Annotated in this window: 25 protein-coding genes; 2 read left to right on the forward strand and 23 right to left on the reverse strand. The window is 32.9% G+C overall.

What is annotated here, in order from left to right; genetic code table 11:
- Positions 1 to 154 precede the first annotated feature (154 nt).
- Entirely contained in the window at positions 155 to 1,147 is a 993-nt protein-coding gene (gene dusB / locus ACWA1F_RS03120) for a tRNA dihydrouridine synthase DusB (protein ID WP_306154850.1), read from the forward strand.
- Positions 1,148 to 1,181: 34 nt separating this feature from the next.
- Here the strand turns inward: dusB and ACWA1F_RS03125 are convergent, their stop codons facing one another.
- From ACWA1F_RS03125 to rbfA, 4 genes are all read right to left on the reverse strand, one after another.
- Positions 1,182 to 2,195 carry a hypothetical protein gene (locus tag ACWA1F_RS03125; RefSeq protein WP_456891517.1) on the reverse strand — a complete coding sequence of 338 codons (1,014 nt, stop codon included), beginning with the start codon at positions 2,193 to 2,195 and terminating at the stop codon, positions 1,182 to 1,184.
- Between the two features lie 99 nt (positions 2,196 to 2,294).
- Positions 2,295 to 3,722, reverse strand: coding sequence for an MATE family efflux transporter (locus ACWA1F_RS03130; protein ID WP_456891519.1), 1,428 nt, complete (start codon positions 3,720 to 3,722; stop codon positions 2,295 to 2,297).
- A gap of 172 nt (positions 3,723 to 3,894) precedes the next feature.
- The gene (locus tag ACWA1F_RS03135; protein ID WP_456891521.1) at positions 3,895 to 5,094 is read right to left on the reverse strand and encodes an ABC transporter permease; all 1,200 of its coding nucleotides are present in this window, start codon (positions 5,092 to 5,094) and stop codon (positions 3,895 to 3,897) included.
- Position 5,095: 1 nt separating this feature from the next.
- The gene (rbfA, locus tag ACWA1F_RS03140) at positions 5,096 to 5,488 is read right to left on the reverse strand and encodes a 30S ribosome-binding factor RbfA (protein ID WP_095930618.1); all 393 of its coding nucleotides are present in this window, start codon (positions 5,486 to 5,488) and stop codon (positions 5,096 to 5,098) included.
- Between the two features lie 228 nt (positions 5,489 to 5,716).
- On the opposite strand from rbfA, the gene ACWA1F_RS03145 reads away from it, so the two are divergent.
- On the forward strand, positions 5,717 to 6,136 hold the full coding sequence (locus tag ACWA1F_RS03145) for a CBS domain-containing protein (protein ID WP_456891523.1): 420 nt from the start codon (positions 5,717 to 5,719) through the stop codon (positions 6,134 to 6,136).
- A 37-nt stretch (positions 6,137 to 6,173) separates the two neighbouring features.
- On the opposite strand, the gene ACWA1F_RS03150 is transcribed toward ACWA1F_RS03145, so the two are convergent.
- The 19 genes from ACWA1F_RS03150 to ACWA1F_RS03240 form a co-directional block, all read right to left on the reverse strand.
- Positions 6,174 to 7,424 carry a murein hydrolase activator EnvC family protein gene (locus ACWA1F_RS03150; protein WP_456891525.1) on the reverse strand — a complete coding sequence of 417 codons (1,251 nt, stop codon included), beginning with the start codon at positions 7,422 to 7,424 and terminating at the stop codon, positions 6,174 to 6,176.
- Between the two features lie 23 nt (positions 7,425 to 7,447).
- The gene (locus tag ACWA1F_RS03155; RefSeq protein WP_456891527.1) at positions 7,448 to 8,227 is read right to left on the reverse strand and encodes a lipoprotein insertase outer membrane protein LolB1; all 780 of its coding nucleotides are present in this window, start codon (positions 8,225 to 8,227) and stop codon (positions 7,448 to 7,450) included.
- 14 nt (positions 8,228 to 8,241) lie between these two features.
- Complete coding sequence (locus tag ACWA1F_RS03160) at positions 8,242 to 9,591, reverse strand: tetratricopeptide repeat protein (protein WP_456891529.1); 1,350 nt, start codon at positions 9,589 to 9,591, stop codon at positions 8,242 to 8,244.
- A gap of 49 nt (positions 9,592 to 9,640) precedes the next feature.
- A complete protein-coding gene (locus tag ACWA1F_RS03165) occupies positions 9,641 to 10,657 on the reverse strand; it encodes a sugar phosphate nucleotidyltransferase (RefSeq protein WP_456891531.1) in 1,017 nt (338 codons plus the stop codon).
- A 60-nt stretch (positions 10,658 to 10,717) separates the two neighbouring features.
- Entirely contained in the window at positions 10,718 to 11,152 is a 435-nt protein-coding gene (dut, locus tag ACWA1F_RS03170; protein WP_008465845.1) for a dUTP diphosphatase, read from the reverse strand.
- A gap of 27 nt (positions 11,153 to 11,179) precedes the next feature.
- Positions 11,180 to 12,640 (reverse strand): lipopolysaccharide biosynthesis protein, encoded by a 1,461-nt coding sequence (locus ACWA1F_RS03175; protein WP_306154079.1) that lies wholly within the window; start codon positions 12,638 to 12,640, stop codon positions 11,180 to 11,182.
- Positions 12,641 to 12,735: 95 nt separating this feature from the next.
- The gene (locus ACWA1F_RS03180) at positions 12,736 to 13,176 is read right to left on the reverse strand and encodes a GNAT family N-acetyltransferase (RefSeq protein WP_456891534.1); all 441 of its coding nucleotides are present in this window, start codon (positions 13,174 to 13,176) and stop codon (positions 12,736 to 12,738) included.
- Between the two features lie 730 nt (positions 13,177 to 13,906).
- On the reverse strand, positions 13,907 to 14,767 hold the full coding sequence (gene atpG / locus ACWA1F_RS03185) for an ATP synthase F1 subunit gamma (protein ID WP_306154075.1): 861 nt from the start codon (positions 14,765 to 14,767) through the stop codon (positions 13,907 to 13,909).
- Positions 14,768 to 14,857: 90 nt separating this feature from the next.
- On the reverse strand, positions 14,858 to 16,435 hold the full coding sequence (gene atpA, locus ACWA1F_RS03190) for a F0F1 ATP synthase subunit alpha (RefSeq protein ID WP_306154073.1): 1,578 nt from the start codon (positions 16,433 to 16,435) through the stop codon (positions 14,858 to 14,860).
- Between the two features lie 37 nt (positions 16,436 to 16,472).
- Positions 16,473 to 17,006 carry an ATP synthase F1 subunit delta gene (atpH, locus tag ACWA1F_RS03195; RefSeq protein ID WP_456891537.1) on the reverse strand — a complete coding sequence of 178 codons (534 nt, stop codon included), beginning with the start codon at positions 17,004 to 17,006 and terminating at the stop codon, positions 16,473 to 16,475.
- Positions 17,007 to 17,010: 4 nt separating this feature from the next.
- Positions 17,011 to 17,511: a F0F1 ATP synthase subunit B gene (locus tag ACWA1F_RS03200; RefSeq protein WP_012023142.1), complete on the reverse strand. Its 501-nt coding sequence runs from the start codon at positions 17,509 to 17,511 to the stop codon at positions 17,011 to 17,013.
- 91 nt (positions 17,512 to 17,602) lie between these two features.
- Positions 17,603 to 17,800, reverse strand: coding sequence for an ATP synthase F0 subunit C (gene atpE, locus ACWA1F_RS03205; RefSeq protein ID WP_008465835.1), 198 nt, complete (start codon positions 17,798 to 17,800; stop codon positions 17,603 to 17,605).
- A gap of 32 nt (positions 17,801 to 17,832) precedes the next feature.
- Complete coding sequence (gene atpB, locus ACWA1F_RS03210) at positions 17,833 to 19,017, reverse strand: F0F1 ATP synthase subunit A (RefSeq protein WP_306154065.1); 1,185 nt, start codon at positions 19,015 to 19,017, stop codon at positions 17,833 to 17,835.
- Between the two features lie 118 nt (positions 19,018 to 19,135).
- A complete protein-coding gene (locus ACWA1F_RS03215; RefSeq protein WP_306154063.1) occupies positions 19,136 to 19,528 on the reverse strand; it encodes a hypothetical protein in 393 nt (130 codons plus the stop codon).
- Between the two features lie 57 nt (positions 19,529 to 19,585).
- Positions 19,586 to 19,813, reverse strand: a complete 228-nt coding sequence (locus ACWA1F_RS03220; RefSeq protein WP_095930601.1) for an AtpZ/AtpI family protein — start codon at positions 19,811 to 19,813, stop codon at positions 19,586 to 19,588.
- Positions 19,791 to 20,192 carry a bactofilin family protein gene (locus ACWA1F_RS03225; protein WP_456891541.1) on the reverse strand — a complete coding sequence of 134 codons (402 nt, stop codon included), beginning with the start codon at positions 20,190 to 20,192 and terminating at the stop codon, positions 19,791 to 19,793. The genes ACWA1F_RS03220 and ACWA1F_RS03225 overlap by 23 nt, the downstream gene beginning before the upstream one ends.
- A gap of 13 nt (positions 20,193 to 20,205) precedes the next feature.
- Positions 20,206 to 22,818, reverse strand: a complete 2,613-nt coding sequence (porW, locus tag ACWA1F_RS03230) for a type IX secretion system periplasmic lipoprotein PorW/SprE (RefSeq protein ID WP_456891543.1) — start codon at positions 22,816 to 22,818, stop codon at positions 20,206 to 20,208.
- A 90-nt stretch (positions 22,819 to 22,908) separates the two neighbouring features.
- Complete coding sequence (locus ACWA1F_RS03235; RefSeq protein WP_456891545.1) at positions 22,909 to 23,604, reverse strand: ABC transporter ATP-binding protein; 696 nt, start codon at positions 23,602 to 23,604, stop codon at positions 22,909 to 22,911.
- Positions 23,605 to 23,681: 77 nt separating this feature from the next.
- Positions 23,682 to 25,142 (reverse strand): DUF5687 family protein, encoded by a 1,461-nt coding sequence (locus ACWA1F_RS03240; protein WP_456891547.1) that lies wholly within the window; start codon positions 25,140 to 25,142, stop codon positions 23,682 to 23,684.
- Between the last annotated feature and the right edge of the window lie 20 nt (positions 25,143 to 25,162).

A 25,162-nucleotide genomic window follows, 5' to 3' on the forward strand; every position in this document is an offset into this window, starting at 1 on the left:
AAACACTTTCCATACTTATATGTACTAAAAAGCAGCTTTGCAATTTAAATGAACTTATATGTCTTATATGGTTCTATTTTAACAATTTACGCTGACTTTGAATGTTTTGCTGTGAATTGAACTAAATGTTGTAATTTTGCAAAAAATATAGATGATGGTTAAGATTGGCAATATAGAACTACCCGAATTTCCTTTATTACTTGCTCCGATGGAAGATGTGAGTGATCCGCCGTTTCGCAGATTATGCAAAACGCATGGAGCTGACATGATGTACTCTGAGTTTATTTCTTCTGAAGGATTAATTCGTGATGCGATAAAAAGCCGCATGAAGCTAGATATTTTTGATTACGAACGTCCGGTCGGAATTCAGATTTTTGGTGGAGATGAAGAAGCAATGGAAATGTCTTCTAAAATCGTTTCTACTGTAAAACCCGATTTAGTAGATATCAATTTTGGATGTCCGGTAAAAAAAGTAGTTTGCAGAGGTGCTGGTGCAGGAGTTTTAAAAGATGTTGATTTAATGGTTCGTTTGACAAAAGCGGTTATTAAAGGTACAGATTTACCTGTTACTGTAAAAACACGTTTAGGTTGGGACGATAACTCAATTAACATTGATGAAGTTGCTGAAAGGCTTCAAGATATTGGTGTTCAAGCTTTAACTATTCACGCTAGAACACGTGCACAAATGTATAAAGGCCATTCAGATTGGTCGCACATTGCTCGCGTAAAAAACAACCCAAGAATTACAATGCCAATTTTCGGAAACGGCGATATCGACAGTCCAGAAAAAGCATTAAAATATAAAAACGAATACGGAATTGACGGAATCATGATTGGTCGTGCTGCGATTGGTTATCCGTGGATTTTTAATGAAATCAAACATTTCTTTAAAACGGGTGAACACTTGCCTGCTCCAACGGTTATCGATCGTGTTGAAGCTGCCCGAAATCATTTGCAATGGTCAATGGATTGGAAAGGCGAACGTTTGGGAATTGTAGAAATGCGTCGTCATTACACTAATTATTTCAAAGGAATTCATTCATTTAAAGAATTCAAACAAAAATTGGTTACTACTGATGAACCTGAAAATCTTTTTGCGATTATGAAAGAGATTGAGCAGGTTTATGCAGGGTATGAGTTTGTTTAAATAAAAAAAGGAGAAGTTAAAACTTCTCCTTTTTTTATTTTTTATTTTCAATCTTTGACAATCTTTTTTCTATTTCACTAAATCTTTCATTTTCTTCCTGAAGTTTTTCTATTTTCTTATTTTGATCAATGACATAAAGAGTTAATTCTTCTATTTTTTGTAAAAGTTTAGCATTTATTTCTCCTAAATTAATACCCCTCTCAATAACTTCTTTTTCACTTGGGATATTTTCTAAATGTCCTTTTTCTGCAATATGTTTTTCAACCGCTTTGAGTGTTGGCAAATTGTACTCTTTTTTAAAAACGAAATCTGACCAATTTAGCATATCTACCTTTACTTCTTTGGAGTGAATTGTACCATTTACATCTAGTTTATTCTGTGGATTTATCGTACCTATACCCATGTTACCATTTGCTGCGATCCTTACTTTTTCAGTTAAATCGACATTATTATCTGCTTTTGTCCAAAAAGTTAAATATCCTGTTAAAGATCCTCCCGCTCTGGGCATTCCAATTCTTCCTATTTCAGCATCTCCTTGCTTAGCACTTATCCTACCAACATCAACAAATTGCGCATCATTTCTAAAACTTCTCAAAGAAACCACAGCTGGTGTTGTCTCTGAATTATAAATTTCTAATTTTTCAGTTGGATTTGAAATTCCAATTCCAACATTGCCTGCTATAATTTGATTTCCTGAGAAATAATTTGCACCTCTGGTTGCTAATTCATACCAAATTGTATTTGTTGAAGTTGCCGAACCAGAAGCTAATTTTCTGAAGTATAATTTGTCATTTTCCGCTATTGTTGAAGCTATCTGCAATTGATAATTATTATTAGAATTAGGATGTCTGATTACAAACAAATGCTGCCAATTACTTTCAGGTAATGAACCGGTTGGATTAAGTCCATTATAGGTTCCTGATGCAAGAGGTATTGTGAAATCATCAAGGATATTAGCTAATCCATTTCCTATTTGTTGAGAGTGTAAAGTCAAAGCAAGTAGACTAATTCCGACTGTTATTCGAATTTTTTTTAATTGATTTTTCATTATTTTTAAGCATATTTAGATTATTCCGAAAGTTAAAAATAAGATTTCATTTACAGAGTACAAAAAAGACCTTCTAAATTGAAGGCCTTTCGTATTATGTTATACCTGAACTCTCTTCCACTTTCCTCTTTTATAGAAAAAGATTCCTGCTAAAGTAATAGCCGTTTCAGCAACTGGAATAGCAATAAAAACTCCAGTTGGTCCCATATTAAAATGTTTCGCTAATACAAAAGCAAGCGGAATTTGAAACAGCCAAAACCCAAAGAAATTAATTCCTGTTGGTGTCCAAGTATCTCCCGCTCCATTGAAAGTATTGATTAAAACCATTCCGATTCCGTAGAAAATAAAACCGATGCTCATGATCTGCAAAGCTTCAATTGCAATAGTTTTTACTTGTTCATCATTCGTGAAAAACGAAATAATATATTGTCCAAAAGCCAAAGTAATAATCATAATCGATGCCATGAAAATCACATTATATCTGGCAGTAGTATAAACTGATTTTTCGGCACGTTCGATTTGTTTCGCACCTAAATTCTGCCCGACCAAAGTCGCTGCTGCATTACTCAATCCCCAAGCTGGAAGAATGAAAAACATCATAATTCGCAACGCCGTCTGATAACCCGCCGAACCATGATCTCCACCTGTTGTTGCTACTAATTGTGCTAAAAAAATCCAGCTGCAAGATGCAATTACAAATTGTAAAATTCCAGGAGCAGCTATTTTAACTAAAGCTTTTATCTGTGCAAAGTCTGGAGCAAAATATGGAATTTTTATTTTTAAAATTCCGTTTCCAAAAAACAGATGGTAAACTTGGTACAGAACACCAATGCTTCTTCCGAAAGTCGTTGCCAAAGCGGCGCCAACTAATCCGAAAGCTGGAATTGGTCCGAAACCATTAATCAAGATTGGACATAAAATGATATTGCAGATGTTAGCAATCCAAAGGCTTTTCATTGCGATTGCAGCGTTCCCGGCTCCACGAAAAATTCCATTTATAAGGAACAATAGCATAATACACAAACTTGATCCAATCATAATTTGAGTAAATCGGTAACCGTGTTCAGCTGATTCTATTGACGAACCCATTAAAATCAAAATATCTTTTGCATAGATAATTCCGAAAATGCTTAAAACACTATTAACAGCAAAAGCTATAATAATGGCCTGCATTCCCGCTTTCGCAGCAGCGATAGGATCTTTTTCTCCAATTCGCCTCGCCACGACTGCCGTTGCTGCCATACTCATTCCGATTGCGAGAGAATAAATTACAGTCAATACCGATTCGGTCAATCCAACGGTTTGAATAGCAAAACTACTATGCTCTAAATGTCCGACGAAATATAAATCGACTAGAGCAAAAACCGATTCCATCATCATTTCTAAAACCATCGGAATGGCCAATAGAATTACGGCTTTCTTTATACTTCCTGCAGTATAGTCAAAAGATTCGTCGCCTTTTAAGGCTTGTTTTAAAGTAGTGAAAAATTTAGAAAAGAAGCTTTTTTTTATAGTTGTTTCTGTCATGATATTTTAGGATAAATGATAAAATTGGTCCAGAATTATTTTTAAAATCTGAACTAAAAAAAGTAAACGTAAGTATCCTAATTATTCTAAAAATAAAATAGGATTAGGCAGAAACAATCATATGCTGTAGATTTATAAGGCGGTAAATATAAGTAATATTTTTTAAGAAATATTAATCAAGCAGTTTTTTACTCACTCGGCTGCTGGCAATTAATGAGGCAACAAAACCTAGTGAAATAATTGTTGTCATTACAATTAAAACATTTTCTATTGTAAAAACAACGGGATATGCCAAAGTCGGCGTGATCATGATAAGTTCAAATTTCTGCTGTAATATCACGAGGATGATTCCCAAAACCAGTCCGATTAAGCCGCCGAAGACACTTAATAAAGTTCCTTGAAGCAGAAATATTTTTCGAAGATCTGTGATATCTGTACCTAAATTAAAAAGCGTTTTTAGATTTCCTTTCTTTTCTAAAATCATCATAATCAAGGCGCCAATCAAATTAAAAAGAGCCACAATTATCACTAATGTAAAAATCAGATAAACAGCAATATTTTCGGTATTAAGCATTTTATATAAAGACTCATTCAGCTGTGCTCTGTTTTTTAAAGTAATTTTATTTTTAAAAATAGAATTAAGCTGCGCTTTTATTGCTCCCTCATCTGCATTTTCTTTTAAATTAAATTCAATTCCTGAGATTTGATTGGGTTTGTACATTAATAATTCTTGCACTAATCCTAAATCTGCAAATACATATTTTGAATCTAAATCTTCGCTGATAGAATAAATTCCAACTGGCAGAACATCTGTTTTATTGAAAGCTTCTTCCGGATTTTCGATAGCTCCTTTTCCTGGTTTGGGTGCAAAAACCTGCAGAGGGTTTTCAAAATCAAGAATTCCCATTGAGAAGTTTTGAGCTAAACCGTAACCAATTACAACCTGAAAACTATCTGGTTTAAGCCATTGGCCATTAAAAAGCTTTTTCTTGATATCGTTAACAACTGGATAAAGGCTGTCAACACCTTTCAAATAAGTAACTTGCTGTTTGTCTTTAAATAAAAACAAAACACGTTCTTCTATTATTTTGGTATAAGAAGCAACGCCATCTATTTTTTTTATTTGAGCTTGCTGCTCTGGAGTGATTAAAAATGATTTTCCGTACGTACTCGTCAATTTTAAATCTGGGTCAATTTCATTTGTAAACGAAAGACTAAAAACTTTTAATCCGCTGAAAACAGATAAAACAACAAACAAAGCCATCGTGCCAACAATGATTCCCATGCTGGCAATACGGTTGATAATATTGATAGCATTGTTTTTACTGCTGCTAAAAATATATCGTTTGGCTATGTATAAAGGAAAATTCAAATTACGACTTTCTTCTTTTTTCTAAAAGATCACGATTTTCTATTGGATTTTCTTTTCCTGCAAGTGCGTTGTCGATTTTCTCAATATAATCTAATGAGTCATCAATAAAGAATACCAAATTGGGAACACGGCGTAATTGCAAACGTACACGCTGTGATAAATCATGTTTGATTAAAGTTGTATTGGTTTTAATTGCTTCTAATGTTTCTTTGGCTTTTTCTTGCGGAAAAATGCTTAAATATACTGTTGCCACAGATAGATCTGTAGTTACACTAACTTTGGACACTGAAATTACCAAATTTGTAATTCCGTTTTTTCTCACTTCACCTTGCAGAATATCAACCAAGTCTTTCTGGATGACACCACCTATTTTTTTCTGTCTATTTGTTTCCATACTGCAAAAATACTACTTTTTAAATTCAATAAAATGCAATTTCAAATCAACTTCAAAATCAATTTACATTTTACTGCTTAAAAATTGAAATTAATACCTCGTATTTATTTTCATTTAAAAAAATAACTATCTAAAATACGTTTTCTTTCTCAATTTTCTCGTGACAAAAATCAGCTTTTAACTATCAAATAATCTTCAAATTTGATGTAAATCTAACACCATCAAATTATGAAAAAGAGAGAACCAATCAGCCACATTATGACCAAAACTGTCATAACAATAAATCAAAATGATGATTTAAAAAGTGTAGTGCAAAAATTAAAATCCAATGCTATACGACATCTTCCTGTTGTGAATGGGAAAGAAGTTGTGGGAATTATAAGCCGTACCGATATTAACCGACTAACTTTTGGTGCATTGTTTGACGGGCAAGATGGTGCAGACGAAGCTGTTTTAGAAATGCTTACTATTCCGCAGGTTATGACTTCAAAACCTAAAACAGTTTCTTCAGATCTTATTATTAGAGATTTGGCAGAGATTTTTGTGACAGAAGAATTTCACGCTGTTCCAGTTGTGGATCAAGGAGAATTGAAAGGAATTGTTACGACAACAGATGTTTTAAAATATTTCTTAGAAGAAAGTTATTAATATAAAAAAAGGGAGCTTAATTGCTCCCTTTAATTTTTTATCTGCTTTGTAGCCATCCTTCTGGATTATTGTTTGATGTATTTTGAAGAATCAAGAATTTGATGATTGTTTTTCCTGTATCACCACTTGTTCTCACTCTTCCAATGCTTTGTTTGATAGATACTTTATCGCCCTGACTTACAGAAACTGAACTCAAGTTTTGGTAAACCGTAAAATAATCTCCATGCTGAATTACCACTGCTTTATTTACTGGAGACAAAACAATTACTTTAGAAACTTCTCCTGCAAATACAGCTCTTGCACTTGCGCCGTCTTCGGTAGTAATCTCTACACCAGAATTATGTACTGTAATTGAAGGATGCAGCGGGTGTGGCTGATCTCCGTATCCAAGAGAAATAAATCCTTTTTCTACTGGCCAAGGCAATCTTCCTCGGTTAGCTTTGAAATCGGCTGCTAAAACTTTATCTTCTGGAGTTAATGCAATTTTAGACGAAGAAACTGGTGCTTTTGTTTCGCTTCCTGGATTTGCTTTTGCTCTTTCGGCAGCAGCTTTTCTATTCGCTTCTGCAATCGCTTCACGAATTAAACGATCAATCTGTCTGTCAATTCTTTTAGATTCGCTTTGTTTAGATCGAATATCTGCAGCAATTTTATTTTTGTCCTTTTTAAGAGCATTTACTAGTTTCTGCTGTTCTTTTTTCTCCGCTTCAAGAGTAACTTTTTCTTTCTGATTTTCAACTATAATTTTCTTTTTTACTTGGCGCTGACCATCTAGTTTAGCATTAAAATCTACTAACTGCGCTGTTTTTGACTGAATCTCTAAACCTTGATTTTTTCTAAAAGCGGTATACTGTTTTAAGTATTGTGCTCTTTTATAAGCCTGCAAAAAGCTTTCAGAAGATAAGATAAACATGGCACGGCTTTGCTCAGAACGGCTTTTGTATGATTTCAAAATCATTTCGGCATAATCTTCTTTTAGAACTTTTAATTCTTTTTTAAGTTTATTGACCTGAACCTGATTAATATACATGTCATTACTAAGCAGTCTTTCTTGTTTTGCCGTAGTATTAATTAATTTCTCTTTTAATTTGATTTTATTGGCCTGAATCAAATATTCGTTTACCGCTGATTTTTCTTTTTTACGAACAGATTGAAGCATTTTTTCATTGTCTCTGATTTCCTGCTGAATCTGTGCTTTACGCTGCTCCAGTTTTTCTTGCTGCGAATCCTGCGCCCACACAAAAGTAGTGGCACATATTAAAATTAGGCTTAGGAGAAATTTTGGCATGTTTATGTTTTCTTTTTGCAAAATTACTTAATTAAAACTTGTTTGTATCCGCTTGGGACACTGTAAGGAAAAGAAAGTTCTTCGTTGAATGAAATATTATTATAATTTAGATTAATGCTGGTTTTTCCTTTTGGCTGAACCGCATTGATTTCAATACTTGTCGGCAATGTTCCATGATCAAAATTTTTAGTGTCTGAATAAGCTATTTGCAAAGTTCTATTTTCTGATGGCTGCGAAATCTCTTCTTTCTGAATTAAATATTTCTCTCCATCTAAGAAAAAGGTTTTCTTCAAATTAGCATCCTTTTCTTCGTCTAATCTAAATAGGCTATCGACAATAGTCTGCGTATATTTTCCTTTTCGTAAATCATCAAAAGCTTCTCCAACCAATAGATTTTGAACTTTTGTATAATCTAAATCTGTTCCCAGCCATTTGCTTAAACTTGTAAAATCTCCATCGTAATAAGTGCTGTTTATTTTTTCGTAATAACTAACTTTTGATGGTGTTATTAAAGCTTTTGCCATTGTGATTCCCAAGAAACGTACGCTTATTAAAATCTGTTTGTCTTTTTCGATTCTAATTTCGGCAGTAACATTTTGGCTTTGTTTTTCATCAGCATATTTTGCACTTGCTTTTATGTAAAGTGTCGAAAAATCTAACTTATTGTCATAATGTTTTTCGATAACTTTTTTATCCTCTTTTGGTGCTACGGTCTGGCTTGTATTTCCTTGCACCGCTACTGCTTTTGATTTACATGAAATCACGGCAATAGACAATACTAGTATTGATATATATTTTTTCATCTGAATTCTTCTTTTTATTTTTTCTTCTTTAATAATTCATTTGCCTTCAAAAAGTATTCCTCTTTTTTCTTTGCATCTCCCAATCCATTATAAGCTTCTCCTAACTGAATATTAAAATTTGATTCTAATTTTACGTCATCAACTACATAATCAAGACCCATTTCTAAAACCGTTTTTGCATTTTTAAACTGTTTCAGCTGATTGCTTCCTAAACCTGCATAGTAATAAAACTGAGCCTGACTCGGATAAACCTCAATCAGCATCATGGCTCTTTTGGTCATTGGGTCATATTGTTTTGCTTGCGAATACGCTTCTAACAATAACATATTAGTCTCCAAATCAGTATCTGAATTTGCCTTTAAATCTTTTTCGTAATATTTAATAGCATTTTCAAATTGTCCTTTGCTATGATAAAATTTTCCAATCTCTTTGGCAACGTCTACATTTGGATCATTATCGAAATACGAAATGGCTTTTTCTAAATCGGCTGAATATTGTGGATTTTTATTTACATAAATCAAAAATTCATTCAAAGTTCTATGTTTGATTTTTGAATCGATTTTTGAACTTGCTAAAATCACGTTCATCGATTTTATAGCTTTATCAGCTTGATTGGCATCTAAATAGGTTTTAAATAAACTCACTTGAGCCCATTCTGAATTTGGAATTTCTTTTGCCAATTGTTTGGCCACTTCCAGCGATTTTTCATTTTCATTATTCTTCGAATATAAAAGAATAAGATTGAGATAATTAGATTCTTCTTTGGGATCTTTTTTAATCTGCTGAACCAAATTGTCTATTTCTGAGTTCTGGTATTTTCCTTGAGATAAAATCTGCTGTTTGTAAATTTCGCGATCGGCCGACTTTCCGAATTTATCGTTCATTTCGTTAATGGCTGTCAATGCCTTATCATACTGATTGGTAATCATGTACAACGAAATGAGATCGTCTTTGTATTCTTCATCAAAAGCAATAATTTTTTGAATCGTTTCTATCGCAAGCGGATAGTTTTTGGTTTCGAAACTTACATCGTAAATTCCGAGCCAAAACCATTTATTTTTAGGATCTAATTGCGTAGCTTTTTCAAAAGCATCCTGTGCATTTTGATATTGTTTAAGCAACAGGTAATTTTTCCCTAATTCAAAATAAGCAACTGCATCATTGGGTTTCAGCTTGATGCATTTTTCCAATGATACAATGGCTTTATCATAATTTTCAATTCCTTTTTGTTTTAATGATTCATAAAAAGAATCCTGATATTCATCTGTTGCCATAGCAATATCTTCGGGTTCTGTCTGAGCAAAAACCGAAAACGTGCTTCCGAAGAAGGCAAAAAATAAAACAGTTAAGATTCTCTTTTTCATTATTTTAAAATTACATTTTAAACAAAACGAAATTTTGATATTTTTTATTTTATTCTAAAACAGCATAATCACCAATACTGATACTTGTAAATTTACCGTCGTAACTTACATGATTTCCGATCATGGCGTTATCAAGATCAGCATTTTTAATTTGAGAATGAGTCTGAATCAAACTGTTTTTGATTGTACTGTTTGTTACCTGACATCCTTTTCCTAAAGAAACATTTGGACCAACAGTAGTGTTTTTCAAGACAACATTTTCTCCAATATAACAAGGAGGAATAATAGTTGAATTTTCTAATGTTACTCCATAATCTACTAAATGTTCTCCATCGTTATGCAAGAAACCTAACATTCTCGTGTTCGTTTCAACCGTAACATCTTTATTACCGCAATCCATCCATTCGTCTACGCTTCCAGTTTTAAAAACTTTTCCGTTTGCCATCATGGCTTTAATTCCGTCGTTGATTTGGTATTCGCCTCCGTTTTGAATATTATTATCCAAAACATTCTGAAGCTCGTTTCTTAAAACACCAACTTCTTTAAAATAGTAAATTCCGATAACCGCTAAGTCACTTACAAACTCTTTTGGTTTTTCAACCAATTCGATAATTTCATTATTTTGATTTAGTTTTACTACACCAAAAGCTTCTGGCTGGTCTACTTGTTTTACCCAAATAACAGCATCTGCAGATGGATCTAATTCAAAATCTGCTCTAATTAGTGTGTCGGCATAAGCAATTACAGCTGGACCAGAAAGAGAATCTTTTGCACACATAATTGCGTGTCCAGTTCCTAAAGGCTGATCTTGACGGTAGATCGAAGCTTTTGCTCCTAATCCTTTAGCCAAATCTTCTAAACTTGTTACAACATCATCTCCAAAGAAAGCTTCGTCTCCTAAAATAAACGCAACTTCTTCAATTGGTTCTTTTAATATTTTGGCAATATCTTCAACTAAACGGTGCACGATAGATTTTCCCGCAACTGGAATTAACGGTTTTGGAACGGTTAAAGTATGAGGCCTCAATCTTGATCCGCGGCCTGCCATTGGCACAATTATTTTCATTCTTTATTTGATTTTATGGGAAGATTTAAAATCTTCATTGGGTTTGGTCTTTCTCTTCTATTATTTCACGCCAGTGCTTCCAAAGCCTCCTTCACCTCTTGATGTTTCAGAAAGTGTTTCAACTTCTATCCATTCTGCTCTTTCGTGTTTTGCAATAATCAGCTGCGCAATTCGTTCTCCATTTTCGATTACAAAATCGTCATTAGATAAATTTACTAAAATTACTCCGATTTCTCCTCTATAATCTGCGTCAACAGTTCCTGGCGAATTTAAAACAGTTACTCCTTTTTTTGCCGCTAGGCCGCTTCTCGGTCTTACCTGCGCTTCATAACCAATTGGCAATTCTATAAAAAGTCCTGTCTTTACAATAGTTCTTTCTAAAGGTTTTAACGTAATTGGTTCTATAATATTGGCACGCAAATCCATTCCTGCAGAAGCAATTGTTTCGTAATTTGGTAAATCGTGCTGTGATTTATTGATAATTTGAATTTTCATTTTTAAATATAATTTTCTTAAAACGTCTTATTTTCTTTTCATTATTCCCTTTATAGTATCTTTTTCGAAATGGTAAACGAGATACATAAAAGCTAAAAGCAACGGAATTCCAACATAATATTTTTCTCTAAATCCGTAAAATGAAATTATTGAAAATAATATTGAAACGCCTAAATAAGCACCAATCTTGTTCATATCGTAAGGAATCGGATAGTATTTATTTCCTAAAATATAAGAAATAAGCATCATGCTTCCGTAAGCAGAAATAGTTGCAATTGCAGAACCATAATAACTGTATTTCGGAATTAATAAATAATTTAAAATCAAGGTAATAATTGCACCTACAATAGAAATGTACGCTCCGATTTTTGTTTTATCTGTCAGTTTATACCAAACCGATAAGTTGTTATAAATTCCTAAAAAGAAATTTGCCAAAATAATTAGCGGCACCACTTTCATAGCTTCCCAGTACGATTTATTGTCTAATAACAAATATTTTAAAACGTCTGCAAAAACAATTACTCCTAATAAAATCAAGGATCCTAAAATCACAAAATATTTAGTAATAACGGCATAAGTCTGAGGTGCGTTTTCATTTTTAGCATGACTAAAAAAGAAAGGCTCAATTCCTAATCTGAAAGCTGTTGCAAAAAGAACCATAAATAATCCTAATTTGTAACAAGCAGAATAAGCTCCAACTTCAGATTTTGCTAAATTTTCTGGAAGCAAATAACCTAAAAGAATTTTATCGAAATGTTCGTTTACAGCAAAAGCAAGTCCGGCTACCAAAATTGGAAGTCCGTATTTCATCATTTTTTTCCAAAGTACTGGATCAAATTTTCGCCCAAGCGAAAGATAATTTGGAGAAAGGACAACAAATGTTGCTAAACTTGCCAAAAGATTTGCGATGAAAATATAAGCGATCTGGAAGTTTTCAATATATAGATTATCCCAAACAGAATTCGGGTTTGAAGCTGCCAGTTTTGGCAAATACATTAAGAAAAATATATTTAATAATAAGTTTATAACAACATTTCCAATCTTAATTGCAGCATAAACCATTGGTCTTTGGTTAGCTCTAAGTTTAGAAAACGGTATTAAAACCAAGGCATCCAAAACTAAAATCCATACCGAATACGTAATATACTGAACGTCGACTTCGGCTAAATTAGCAAGTGTGTTTCTGAAAATGAGGGCTACAAAAAGGAAAATTATTGAAGTCCAAAATATAGAAATAGTCGAAGTAGCAATGACATTTTTCTTATCTTCTTCTGCACTGTAAAATCTAAAAAATGCCGTTTCCATACCGTAAGAAAGAACTACGTTAAAGAAAACCATCCAAGACAATACGATCGAAACTTCACCATACTCTGCTGTAGGCAATATTCCTGTATATAATCTCACTAATAAGAAACTCAGCATTCGCGGTAAAACTGTTGCCAGTCCGTAAATTGCTGTTTGTTTGAATAGATTTTTATATAATCCCAAAATATAATTCTAATAATGTTTGTAAGACAAAAATAACCATTTCTTTTGTTTAATGGTGTTTTTGTTAATGCAATAAAGAAAAGTTATGTATGTTTTTAAACAGTCATTTTCTTTTCATCTAAAATTTTTACAAAATGAAACCCTCTCGGAGCATAACCTTGATTATAATAAAATCGATGAGCGGCAAAGTTACCTGTAAATGCATCCAATACTATACTGCTGCAATTCAATTCTATTGCTTTTTTCTCTACATAATCGGTAAGCATTTTTCCAATTCCTTTAGATCGGTATTCAGGATGTACCACAAAATTGTCAATTTCGAGATATTTGCCCGTCCATAATTTTGTTGCAGACCAACATCCCGTAATTCCGATACAATTTTCTTCTTCAAAAACGGCAATTTGAGTATAATTATGCGGAACCATTTCTGAAAGAAACGATTCGTATTTTTCTTCACTTAAATTAGGATACAGAAAACGTATAGTATCAATCTGAGAGAGCATCTCTTTTATGGTTGTTAGTTCTCGTAGTTTCATTTCACTAAAAAATTATACTTCAAAAATACTTATTTTCGACCGAAATACTTCTCAATTTAAAGCAAACGATATTTCACATTTTTAGAAATTTGTAAGAATGAAAAAAATAGTTTTTATTTGTGTTAATATAATAATAAGAAATCTTCAACGTTATATCATTAAAAACCACTTCTTTAGAACTTTTTTCTTAAAAAAGTTCATTTCTCATTACAGATTTTTTTCAAAACATGTGAATCATATAAATATCACATGGAAATTATGTAAGATTTTTTCGTTAAACCTTTCTTAAATTTGTTTCACAGGGATTGAGAAAGCTAAATACAACCCTTATAAAAAAGGAAGCACTGGGACTAATAAAGCTTGTTTGTTCCCATAAAAGACAAAGCATAAAGGGATTGAAGTTAGCTAAAATGTAACCCTTATAAAAAAACTAAGCATTGGGATTGATAAAGCTTGTTTGTTCCCATAAAAGACAAAGCACAGGGATTGATTCTGCTGAAATGTAACCCTTAAAAAAACAGAGCAATGGGACTAATAAAGCTAGTTTGTTCCCATGAAAGACAAAGCACACAGAGTTATCTGTCTATTTTTATAAAATGGTAGTGATTCTCAATTTACTTATAATTTGAGAATCACCATTTTATAAAATTATTTTTAAAAAAGAATAAAACTTCCAATAAAAAGAAAAGCCAGCTTTATGCTGGCTTTTCTTTTTATATTATGGAATAGATTATCCGTTTAAAGCTTCTGCTCCACCAACAATTTCCAAAATCTCACTTGTAATCGCAGCCTGACGAGCTTTGTTATAAGTTAATTTTAATTGGTTTCTTAAAGCTGTAGCGTTATCTGTTGCTTTGTGCATTGCAGTCATACGCGCTCCATGCTCAGAAGCAAATGAATCACGAATACCTTTGTACAATTGTGTTTTTAAAGACTTAGGAATTAAAGCCAATACAATTTCTTCTTTACCTGGTTCAAAAATATAATCTCCTGAAGGAGCAGCTGCATCTGTAGCGATAGGTGCTAACGGTAAAAACTGTTCTACTTGAACAATTTGAGTCGCAGCATTTTTAAACTGATTGTAAACTAATTCAATTCTATCGTATTCTCCAGATAAAAATTTCTCAGTCAAATTATCTGCAATTCCGGCAACATTTTCAAAAGTTAAATGATCAAAAATTGCATTGTGATGACCGTGAACTTTATGCGTTTTGCTTAAAGCGTCGTTTCCTTTTTTACCAATAGCAAAAATATCAACTTGTTTTCCAGCGTAAAACTCTGTACGGTTTTTAATCTCTTTAATAATATTCGAATTGAAAGCACCGCATAAACCTCTATTTGAAGTTACTGCTACTAACAATACTTTTTTTACTTCACGTTGTGTAGTGTAATCTCCTCCTACTTCACCTTCTAGTGTAGCCGAAAGATCTTGCAATAACTCCGTTAATTTCTCGGCATAAGGACGCATTGCAGTGATTGCATCTTGTGCTTTCTTCAGCTTTGCAGCAGAAACCATTTTCATAGCCGATGTAATTTGCATCGTCGATGAAACGGAAGTAATTCTATTACGGATTTCCTTTAAATTTGCCATCTATTGATTAGAAAATGTGACAATTTGAAAATTAGATAATTAGAATAATGAGTAAACATTTTCTAATTATCTAATTTACCAATTATCTAATTAGTTATATTTTGCTGAGATTTCTTTTGCTGCTTTTTCGATAACGTCTGTAATAGTGTCATCTAATTTTCCAGCTTTCAAAGCATTAAGTGTATCTTTATGTTTGCTGTTTAAGTAAGCTAAGAAATCTGCTTCGAATTCTTTTACTTTATTTACAGGAACATTTCTTAACAAGTTTTTAGAACCAGCGTAGATAATAGCTACTTGGTTTTCAACTGGATAAGGATCATTTAAACCTTGTTTCAAGATCTCAACGTTTCTTTTTCCTTTTTCAATTACGTTTAATGTAACAGAATCTAAGTCAGAACCGAATTTAGCGAAAGCTTCTAATTCACGGAATTGAGCCTGGTCTAATTTTAAAGTTCCAGAAACTTTTTTCATTGATTTAATCTGTGCATTACCTCCAACACGAGATACAGAGATACCTACGTTAATTGCAGGACGAACCCCAGAGTTGAACAAATCTCCATCAAGGAAAATCTGACCATCTGTAATAGAGATTACGTTTGTTGGGATATATGCAGAAACGTCACCAGCTTGAGTTTCGATAATTGGTAAAGCAGTTAATGAACCACCACCTTTTACGATTGACTTAATAGAATCTGGTAAATCGTTCATGTTTTTAGCGATACCATCATCAGCGATTACTTTACAAGCACGCTCTAATAAACGAGAGTGTAAGTAGAAAACGTCTCCAGGGTAAGCCTCACGTCCCGGTGGTCTTCTTAATAAAAGAGAAACCTCACGGTAAGCAACAGCTTGTTTAGATAAATCATCATAAACGATAAGAGCTGGACGACCAGAATCTCTGAAGTACTCTCCAATTGCAGCACCAGCAAATGGAGCGTAAACTTGCATTGGAGCTGGATCAGAAGCATTTGCAGCAACGATAACTGTATAAGCCATTGCTCCTTTTTCTTCTAACATTTTTGCGATTCCTGCTACAGTCGAAGCTTTTTGTCCGATTGCAACATATATACAGAATACAGGTTTTCCTGCATCGTAAAATTCTTTTTGATTTAAGATTGTATCGATACAAACAGTTGATTTACCTGTTTGACGGTCACCGATTACAAGCTCACGCTGTCCACGACCAACTGGGATCATAGCATCAACTGCTTTTACTCCTGTTTGTAATGGCTCAGTAACTGGCTGACGGAAGATAACTCCAGGAGCTTTTCTTTCTAATGGCATTTCGTATAAGTCACCACCAATTGGCCCTTTTCCATCAATTGGAAAACCAAGAGTGTTAACAACACGTCCTACCATTTGCTCACCTACTTTAAGAGAAGCAATACGTTGAGTTCTTTTTGCAGTAGATCCTTCTTTAAGTCCAGTTGATGGTCCTAATAATACAACCCCAACATTATCCTCTTCAAGATTCAATACGATACCTTCCATACCGTTATCAAATTCTACTAACTCACCATATTGTACATTAGATAGCCCGTAAACACGAGCAATACCGTCTCCAACTTGAAGTACTGTTCCTACTTCCTCTAGCGTAGCACCAGATTCAAAACCTTCTACTTGCTTTCTTAATATTGCTGAAATTTCAGCAGGTTTGATTTCCGCCATCTTAATTTATAATTTAGACACTTTTTGTGTTATAAAACTAATTACTTAACTCTCTTTTTAATACTTGTAATCTGTTTGCAACAGAAGCATTGTATTGATTATCTCCTATTCTCAAAATAAATCCACCGATAATTGAAGGATCTACTATATTTTCAATTGTAATTTTTTTATCTGATAAAGTTGCAACTTTTGCTAAAACTTTAGCTTCTAAAGCAGCATCTAATGGAATTGCTGTTGTAACTTTCGCTACTTCAACACCATTATTTTCATCAAATAATTTACTGTATCCTAATGCAATTGCATGTAGAATTTCAAATCTTTTGTTTTCGAATAATAAACGGAACAATCCTTTTGTCACTCCATTTACGTCTGCAAAAACTTCTAAAAGAGCACCTTCTTTAACTTCAACTGTAGTCGTTGGGTTCTGAATAAATGCACTCAATTCCTCATTTGTTTCAATTGCATTAGCAATTGATTTCATATCGTTATTGACAGCTTCGGCAACACCTTTAGAGTTTGCTAAGTCTAGAATTGCTTTTGCATAACGAATTGCTGCTCTTGTACTTGCCATAATCTTAGTTTAACTTTACGTCACCTAACATTTTCTCCACCAATTTAGTTTGAGATTCTTTGTTAGATAATTCTTCTTTCAATAATTTTTCAGCAATACTCAATGATAGTGTAGAAACTTGAGATTTCAATTCTGCCATTGCAGCATTTTTTTCGCTTTCGATAGCCGCTTTAGCTTGTTCAATCATTTTTTGACCAGCTTCTTGTGCTTCGTTTTTAGAATCAGCAATCATTTTCTCTTTCATTTCGCGAGCTTCTTTCAACATCGCGTCACGTTCTGCACGAGCTTCATTCAAAATTCTTTGATTGTCAGCTTGTAAATTTTCCATTTCTCTCTTTGCGTTTTCAGCAGAAAGCAATGCATTTTTAATACCTTCTTCTCTTGCAGTAATAGATTCCATAATTGGTTTCCAAGCAAATTTTACTAAAAGCAAAATTAGTATTACTAAGATTAAAGCCTGCCAGAAGAATAATCCGAATGAAAAATCGTTAATTAACTTATCCATTTTATATAACTATATTAAATATTTAATTTCTTTTTTTAAAAGTAACAACATCTTTAACCAACCGTTAAAGATGCTGTTATTTCTTTCTTTATTATTTTCCTAAGATTAAAGCAGCAAATGCTAAACCTTCTAATAAAGCAGCGATAATAATCATCGCAGTTTGGATTTTACCAGCAGCTTCTGGCTGACGAGCAATAGCGTCCATAGCAGATCCACCGATTTTACCTAAACCTAAACCTGCACCGATTACTACTAAACCAGCACCTACTAAAGTTGGAATTGTTCCCATAAGTATTTATATATATAAAATTAAACTTCTAATTAAATGATTGCGTTTTCTTCCTCATGTGCATGTCCGTGATCATCATGATGGTGATCTTGAACAGCCATACCAATAAACAATGATGATAACATTGTGAAGATAAACGCTTGTAAAAATGCAACTAAAACTTCAATAACTGAGATAAACAGAGTTAATCCTAATGAGATTGGTAAATCTGCAGCTAAATTTTTTCCAACAAAAATCATTGCAATTAAACTCATAATTACTACGTGACCTGCAGTAATGTTTGCGTACAAACGAATTAATAATGCGAATGGTTTTGTTAATGTTCCTAAAACCTCAATTGGAGCTAAGATAATTTTCATTGGAACCGGTACTCCTGGCATCCAGAAGATGTGTCCCCAATAATCTTTGTTTGCACTAAATTGTGTAATAATGAAAGTAAATAATGCTAAACAAACTGTAATTGCAATATTTCCTGTTACATTGATTCCTAGTGGAGTCATTCCTAATAAGTTTAACAACCAAACAAAGAAAAATACAGTTAACAGGTAACCCATATATTTACGGTATTTTGTCTCTCCAATATTAGGAACTGCGATTTCGTCTCTAATGAAAATAATAAGCGGTTCTAAAACTCTACCAAATCCAGTTGGGATTGGTCCTTTCTTATATGATTTTGCTAAACCAGTAAACATTAAAAATAATAATACTGATACGAAAAGCATTGAAACAACATTTTTAGTAATTGAAAAATCTAATGGTTTTTCATTTGAAGGATGACCGTGCTCATCAAAGTTGATTGTTCCGGCTGCATCTGTTTTGTAAATTTTACCGTGAACTAATTTATAGTAGCTACCGTCAACTTCTGCAACTTCTTCTCCGTGGTGTAATTTTGAAGAAGAGAAAACTTTTAAACCTCCATCAATAAGAATAACTGGTAATGAAAAACCATAGTGCTTATTTTCTTTTTCATCTGAAAAGAAAACGAAGTCATGAGAATCTTGTAAGTGGTGATCAATAAAAGCATCCACTTTTGCTTTTGGGTCAAGAGCAACATGCTCTCCTTCTTCGTGAGCATTATGTGAAACTACTTTCTCTTCGTGAGCAGTTTCAGTTTGAACATGCGTCGAATCATTCTCTGGATTTGCAAAACCCATAATAGGTAGAGAAGCAACAAAAGCTGCAAGAATAAAGCTGAGTGGTTTGTTTGAAATCACCATATCGTGGAAAATCTTATTTTTTTACGTTTCTAAAATTTGGTGCAAAGGTACATTTTTTATTAATATTCAAAAGGATATGAAAAATTATTTTTAAACCTTGTTTTAAAGAATTGTTATTTTAACGCTTTTCATTTAATAATCGGACAGTTAAAAGCGTTTGAAATAACAAAAACAGCACAAATGTTATAAAAAAACTAACTTTTTCAACATCGGTTTCTCCAGTTTTGTTTTTTAAGATCGGCTGCAGAGCTAAATAGGCTAATAACATTTGTGTAAAAGTTCCGAATAAAAACGCCATTCCGACGATTTCAAAATTCTTCTTTTTTACTACTAATAATATAAGGTATAATAAAGACGAAATTGCGAAGAACGATAAATACAGTATTTCTAGACTGTAATGAAAGTTCTCTGTTTTAATTTCGCTAAAGAAAAAAAGGGCTTTATGTACTATATAAGTTCCTAAAGCAAGACATAACAAATAAAATAGCGGTTTGTAATTTTTTGAAAGCATTCGAAATAATTTTAGTGCAAAGATGCAACTTTTATCTCAAGGCATTTTATATACAAACTACTTTGTTTTATTGATGTCATTTACTTGTCGGATTACATTATATAATGCAACGCCAACTCCAGCCAATACAAAAATGGTGTTATAATATACTTTTGGGCTTGGATGTTTCTCGTCGAGCCAGGTTCCGAAATAAGAGAATACAAAGATGATTACTCCCATTTGAAAAGGAATATTAATAAATGCCAGCCATTTATTTCTCCTATTATTGTTCGGTTCCTTTTCCATCTTCTAGCATAATTACTGTATTGGAATGGGCAAGCATCGTACAGGTTGCTGTAAAGTCAGCTCCTGGTTCTATCGAAAGTTTTCCTACTGCTACCTCTCCGTGTATTTGAGCAGTCGATTTAATATTAAGCGTTTCTAGAACTTTTATTTTTCCGTGAAATTCTCCTTCAATATCTGCATTGTTACAGATAATTTCTCCTTTAACAACTCCTTTGGCCCCAATCACTATTTTGCCCTGCGAAGTAAAATTTCCAATCAATTCGCCGTCTAATCTAAAATCGGCTTTAGAAACTATGTCTCCTACTATTGATGTTCCTTCTACAATTCTGTTTGTTTTTCCTAATTGTTCAGTTCCGTTTTTTTTTACTTTTTCAAACATGGCGGTTAAGATTTTAAGGGGTTTTCGGGGTAAGGTATGCGTCTAAATTCTTTTTAATCTGAACAATTTTATAATTATCATTTGATATAATTATTGCCTGATCTGGAATTTTATATTTTTTATCTTCTCTAAAAACTCCTGCAATATCATTTGCATAAGCTTCAGATTTTAAACCATGAATAACTACAAAACTTTCTGTTTTATTGTATTTATCCAGAGATGTTGTCAATCTTTCGTAATTTTCTACTAATAAAAATACTCTAATCGCTTCTTCAATTCTTTTAACCGTTTTTGTATCGGTATTAGCAACGCGGTATAATATTTTCCAGTTTTTAGTGTCGGTTGTCGTAAAATTAAGTTTTTCTAAAACAGGAACTTGTTTTTCTAGAATTTCTCTAGCGTTTTTACCCTCTTCACTATTTGGATAATTATCTGCCACATTCTCAAGTCCTTTTTTATAGGCTTCTAAACCATTTACTTTTCCTAAAGTATTGGCTTTCAATAATTCGTATTTAGAAACAATATCATCTCCAGAATATTGGTTAATCAGATTGTCAATATTGGCTAAGACTTCATCAAAATGTTCCTCTTCAAAAAGTTTATACCATTTTTGATATTCTTTGTCGGGACTAGAATTTGAATCTTCTTCCTTATTATTTATAATGTGAGCATATCTGGAATCTGGATATTTCGTAGAAATCTCCATTTTTATAGCTTCTGCTTTTGCCGGATTTGTAATTTGATAAATTTTGTACAAATTATACATTGATGGCAACACCAGTTTTTCTTCAGGATTGTTCTGAAGCAATTGTTCTAGTTTGTCGCTCGCCAAATTGTATTCTTTAAACTTCTCCTTATATATAAGTCCTAATTGATAGTACGAAAAATTACGTTCTTTACCAATGCTGTCCATCGCCACTTGCGAAGTTGGAAGCTGTTTTACATAATAGGCAACCGTATATTTTTCTGGTACAATTGTATCTTTCAGAGCATTGGCGACTTCATTAGTAGCAATTGTATCATTCATGGCATTATCATTGGCTGCTTTTATTCCCGCCAATCTCCAGTTACCGCCCAAAGTTCTGTTACCCCACATTTTTTTAAACTGCAGTTTTCCATAGGCAACCGTTGTCGGATTATAAAAATAAAATGAACTTGCATTATCGTTTCCGCCTGGAGGCATTCCAATTCCTTCTGGTTCTGCAGGTCTACCCAATGATTGCGGATTCACAGCTCCATTTCCAGGAATCTCGGCTTGAGAGTTTCGGTCGATATTTGCCAATCGTTCTTTTTCTTTTTCTTCTAAAAGTTTTTTGGCTTCGTCCTTCTTTTTAAGCTCGGCTATATAATTTTCGAAATAATCTTTCTTTTCGTTTGGCGGCAAATTATACACCTTAATAATACTATCGTTACGTTTTGCAATCGCTTCGTACTTAATTACGTCATCAAGATTTTTTCTATTTTTTTCTATAAAGGCAAATTCTCTGGTTTTAGGATCCATTTTTACCAAAGTACTATCATAATACTTTGCTGCCATAGAATAATCTGTATCTTTAAAATACATATTCCCAATATTTCTATAGGCAGAAGCCATCAAATACGGATCTTTAGATTTTCTTCTTAAAGATTTATTGTAGTATACTAAAGCATTTTCTTGATCTTTCTTTTTATCATAATAAACTCCCATTTCATAAAAAAGAACATCATAGTAAGGGCGATTTTCACGATCGGTTACCAATTTATTAAATGTCTTTAAGAAAATCGTATCATTATCTTTTCCATAATCAAACATTTGTGCTTTTTTCGCGTAAGCGTGCATCATATATTTACGATCTGCTTTTCTATTTAAATCAATTACTTGATCGAAAAAATAAACCGCACTATCCTTTTTTCCTTCTGCCTGATACATTTGGCCAAGGATAAAACGATATCTTGCACGTTCTTCGTTATTTCTGGTAAATTGTTCTGCAATTCTAAGTTTAGCAACGGCGCTGTCTTTTTCCTCCAAATTTAGATATGCTTCTGCCAAAAGAGCATTTGCATCTGCATAAGTTTGTTTGTCTAAATCTGTTTTTTTAAGTAAAATTTTGATGTTTTTAAGAGCAATTGCATCGTTACCTAAACGCATATTGGTTTTTTCACGCCAGATTTTTGCAATATTAATATTATCGCTTTCAGGATATTTATATAAAACATAATTGAATGCCTCAATTGCCGGAATAAAACGCTGATCGTAATATCTTGCTTTTCCCAACATTAAGTAAGCTTCATCAATCTGATAATTTTTTTCTCGACCGCCAATATTCATCGAGTGCTTCTGAATGGCTTTTGTCGCTTTTGTTTCTGCCAGTTCAAAATCTGGATTTTTAGCTTTTTCGCCTTCAGAAAAATTTTCGTCGAATTGCATTTTTTCAATTGGCAATAATTTCCAAAAATTATCTTCGTTATTCGCCTGAATAGATTTTAATCCTTTATCAAGACCAATTCCGCCATTGTACAAAATGTTATATTTTGTGCTTAAGGCATGGGAATTTCTAGACAAAAAGGTATTTTTTTTGGTAGAACAAGCTATCAAAAAGAATAAAAAAACGAGAGTAAAACTATATTTAAGAGTATTCTTTTTCAATAGAAACGAGTTTAAAACAGATAACTACTAAAAATTGGTTTTAGTATATTCATTTGTAAAAATACGCTTCTTTTTTAAATATAGAAATTCTTACACAGCAAAAAACAATTCTAGTTCTTGTAAGGTCTCTTTTGAAGTCTGAATGTCCTTCACTATTTCGCCTTTGTTAAGGACTACAATTCTATTGCAAACCTCGACAGTATGCTGTAAATCATGACTTGAAACTAAAACAGTTACGTTTGGATCATCGGCTAATTCTTTGATAATTTTTTTTAATCGGCTTACTGTAGTTGGATCTAAATTTGCAAAAGGTTCGTCTAAAATAACTACTTCTGGATTTCCAATAAGTGTTGCAATGATTCCCACTTTTTTCTGGTTTCCTTTGGACAGATCTCGAAGGTATTTTTTGTTCTTCAAAATTTCACCATTAAAAAACTCTTCATGTTTACCTAACAGCGCATCGACATCTGCTTTGTTCTGATTTCGCAAATCGCCAATAAAATAAAAATATTCTTCTGGAGTTAAATATCCGATAAGGAAATTTTCATCCAAAAAAGATCCTGTAAAAGATTTCCATTTTTCGCTTGTATTTACTTGAATATCATTGCTTTTAATATATCCCGTTGAAGGCTGAATAAGGTCTAAAAGTAGACTGAAAAAAGTGGTTTTCCCTGCTCCGTTATTTCCCACCAATCCAAAACTTTGTCCTTTTGGAATTTCTAGATTACTGATATTTAAGACTGTAGTTTCGTTATATTTTTTTGAAAGCTGATTTACTTGTATCATGATAATTTTAGATTTTTGATTGTAGATTTTTAGATAATTATCTAATTGACTAATTCTCTAATTAACTAATTGGTTAATTAACTCTTTTGTTTATAAGCACTTATCGTACTGTACTTCTCTATTTTGTATCTCTTTTCTATTAATGAAAAAACTTTTTCCTTGAAAATAAATCCGATAACTCCTGCTCCTGCTACGAGAGATAATCCAATCATTTTATTTCCCAAATAAAGACCTAATGCGTATAAACCTAGAGGCAGCAAAATTTTTGGCAACGACAAAAGCATTGCACTTACATTAAAGGCCTTTTTATCTCCAAAAGCTCCGCCAGCATTACTTAAATCGATTGGAGTTTTGGTAAATGCCCCGCCTAAAAGAACCAAATGAGAGTTTACTCCAATATTGTAAATGGCTCCTACAACAATAGTTAAGTAAACTTCCCATCCAAAAAACAAATAGAACAATGCCAATATGGTCGAAATGAAAGTCGCTATAACAATAAGCCACCACTTAGAAGTAATGTAGCCTCTGTACGGAATATTCTGTGTCATCATTAATTGATAATACGAACTATCCCAGCTTGGTACAAATTGTCCGAAAACAAATAGAAATCCTCCCGAAACAAATATTCCGGCAAAAATATGCATCGCTTCTGGCTGGTGCGTGTTTCCGAAAAAAATCAATCCGTAGAATAAAAAAATCACACTCATTAAAATAGTGGTTTTTGACCTTTTATTTCTTTTGATGAGTTTAATATCATTTTTCAGAAAAGTGCCCAAAGTCCCAAACTGATTAAGCCACGAAAGATTTTCTGTAGAAGCAATATCTTGTTTTACAGAAAGTCCTGCGTCGAGATATAAATTTTTTTCGAAGTATTTAAACGTAAAAAAGTGCAACGCGATCAATACTAGAATCGGAACCAAAAACAATCCGTCGATGTCATAAAAGCTTTGAAAAAATGGAGTTGTAAATAATGTAATATCAAATAGTTCATAATACTGCGCACCTCCTAGAGCTACAATCAATATTAAAAACAGGGCGAACAGTTTGTCAATATTGCTTAAAATAATATTCAGAAAATTGTTGATGTAAATGATAGACATTACTCCCAAATGCCAGAAAATAATTTCAATAACATCATAACCGTTTAAAATCAAGACAACCGAAAACGGAATAAAAAATAAAGCATGAATCCAGTTAAAGAAAGACAAAACGGTTTTGCCTAAAGAAAAATGGACAATCGTTGGTTTCTTTAAAGGAAGAACCAGTAATGGCTTAATATTCAAGACTGGGATTGGCTGCAATAAGAGTCTAATTACTAAATCAAATAGGAAGTAGTAAATCAGAAATTTGTTAATGGTTAGTAATGGCTCCAGTTTCATTTCTTTAAGCATGTAAAATGCCCCAACTCCCATACCAATAAAAATTAGTGAAAAATAGACCATCAAAAAGCCCATTATGATTTTCATTGCCAGATTTTTACCGAAAGATGCCGATCTGATAAAAGCTTTCCATTCGAGATAAATAAACTTCTTAAACATGGTTTATGGTTTTAGTATTT

The sequence above is a fragment of the Flavobacterium erigeronis genome, from assembly GCF_054075165.1.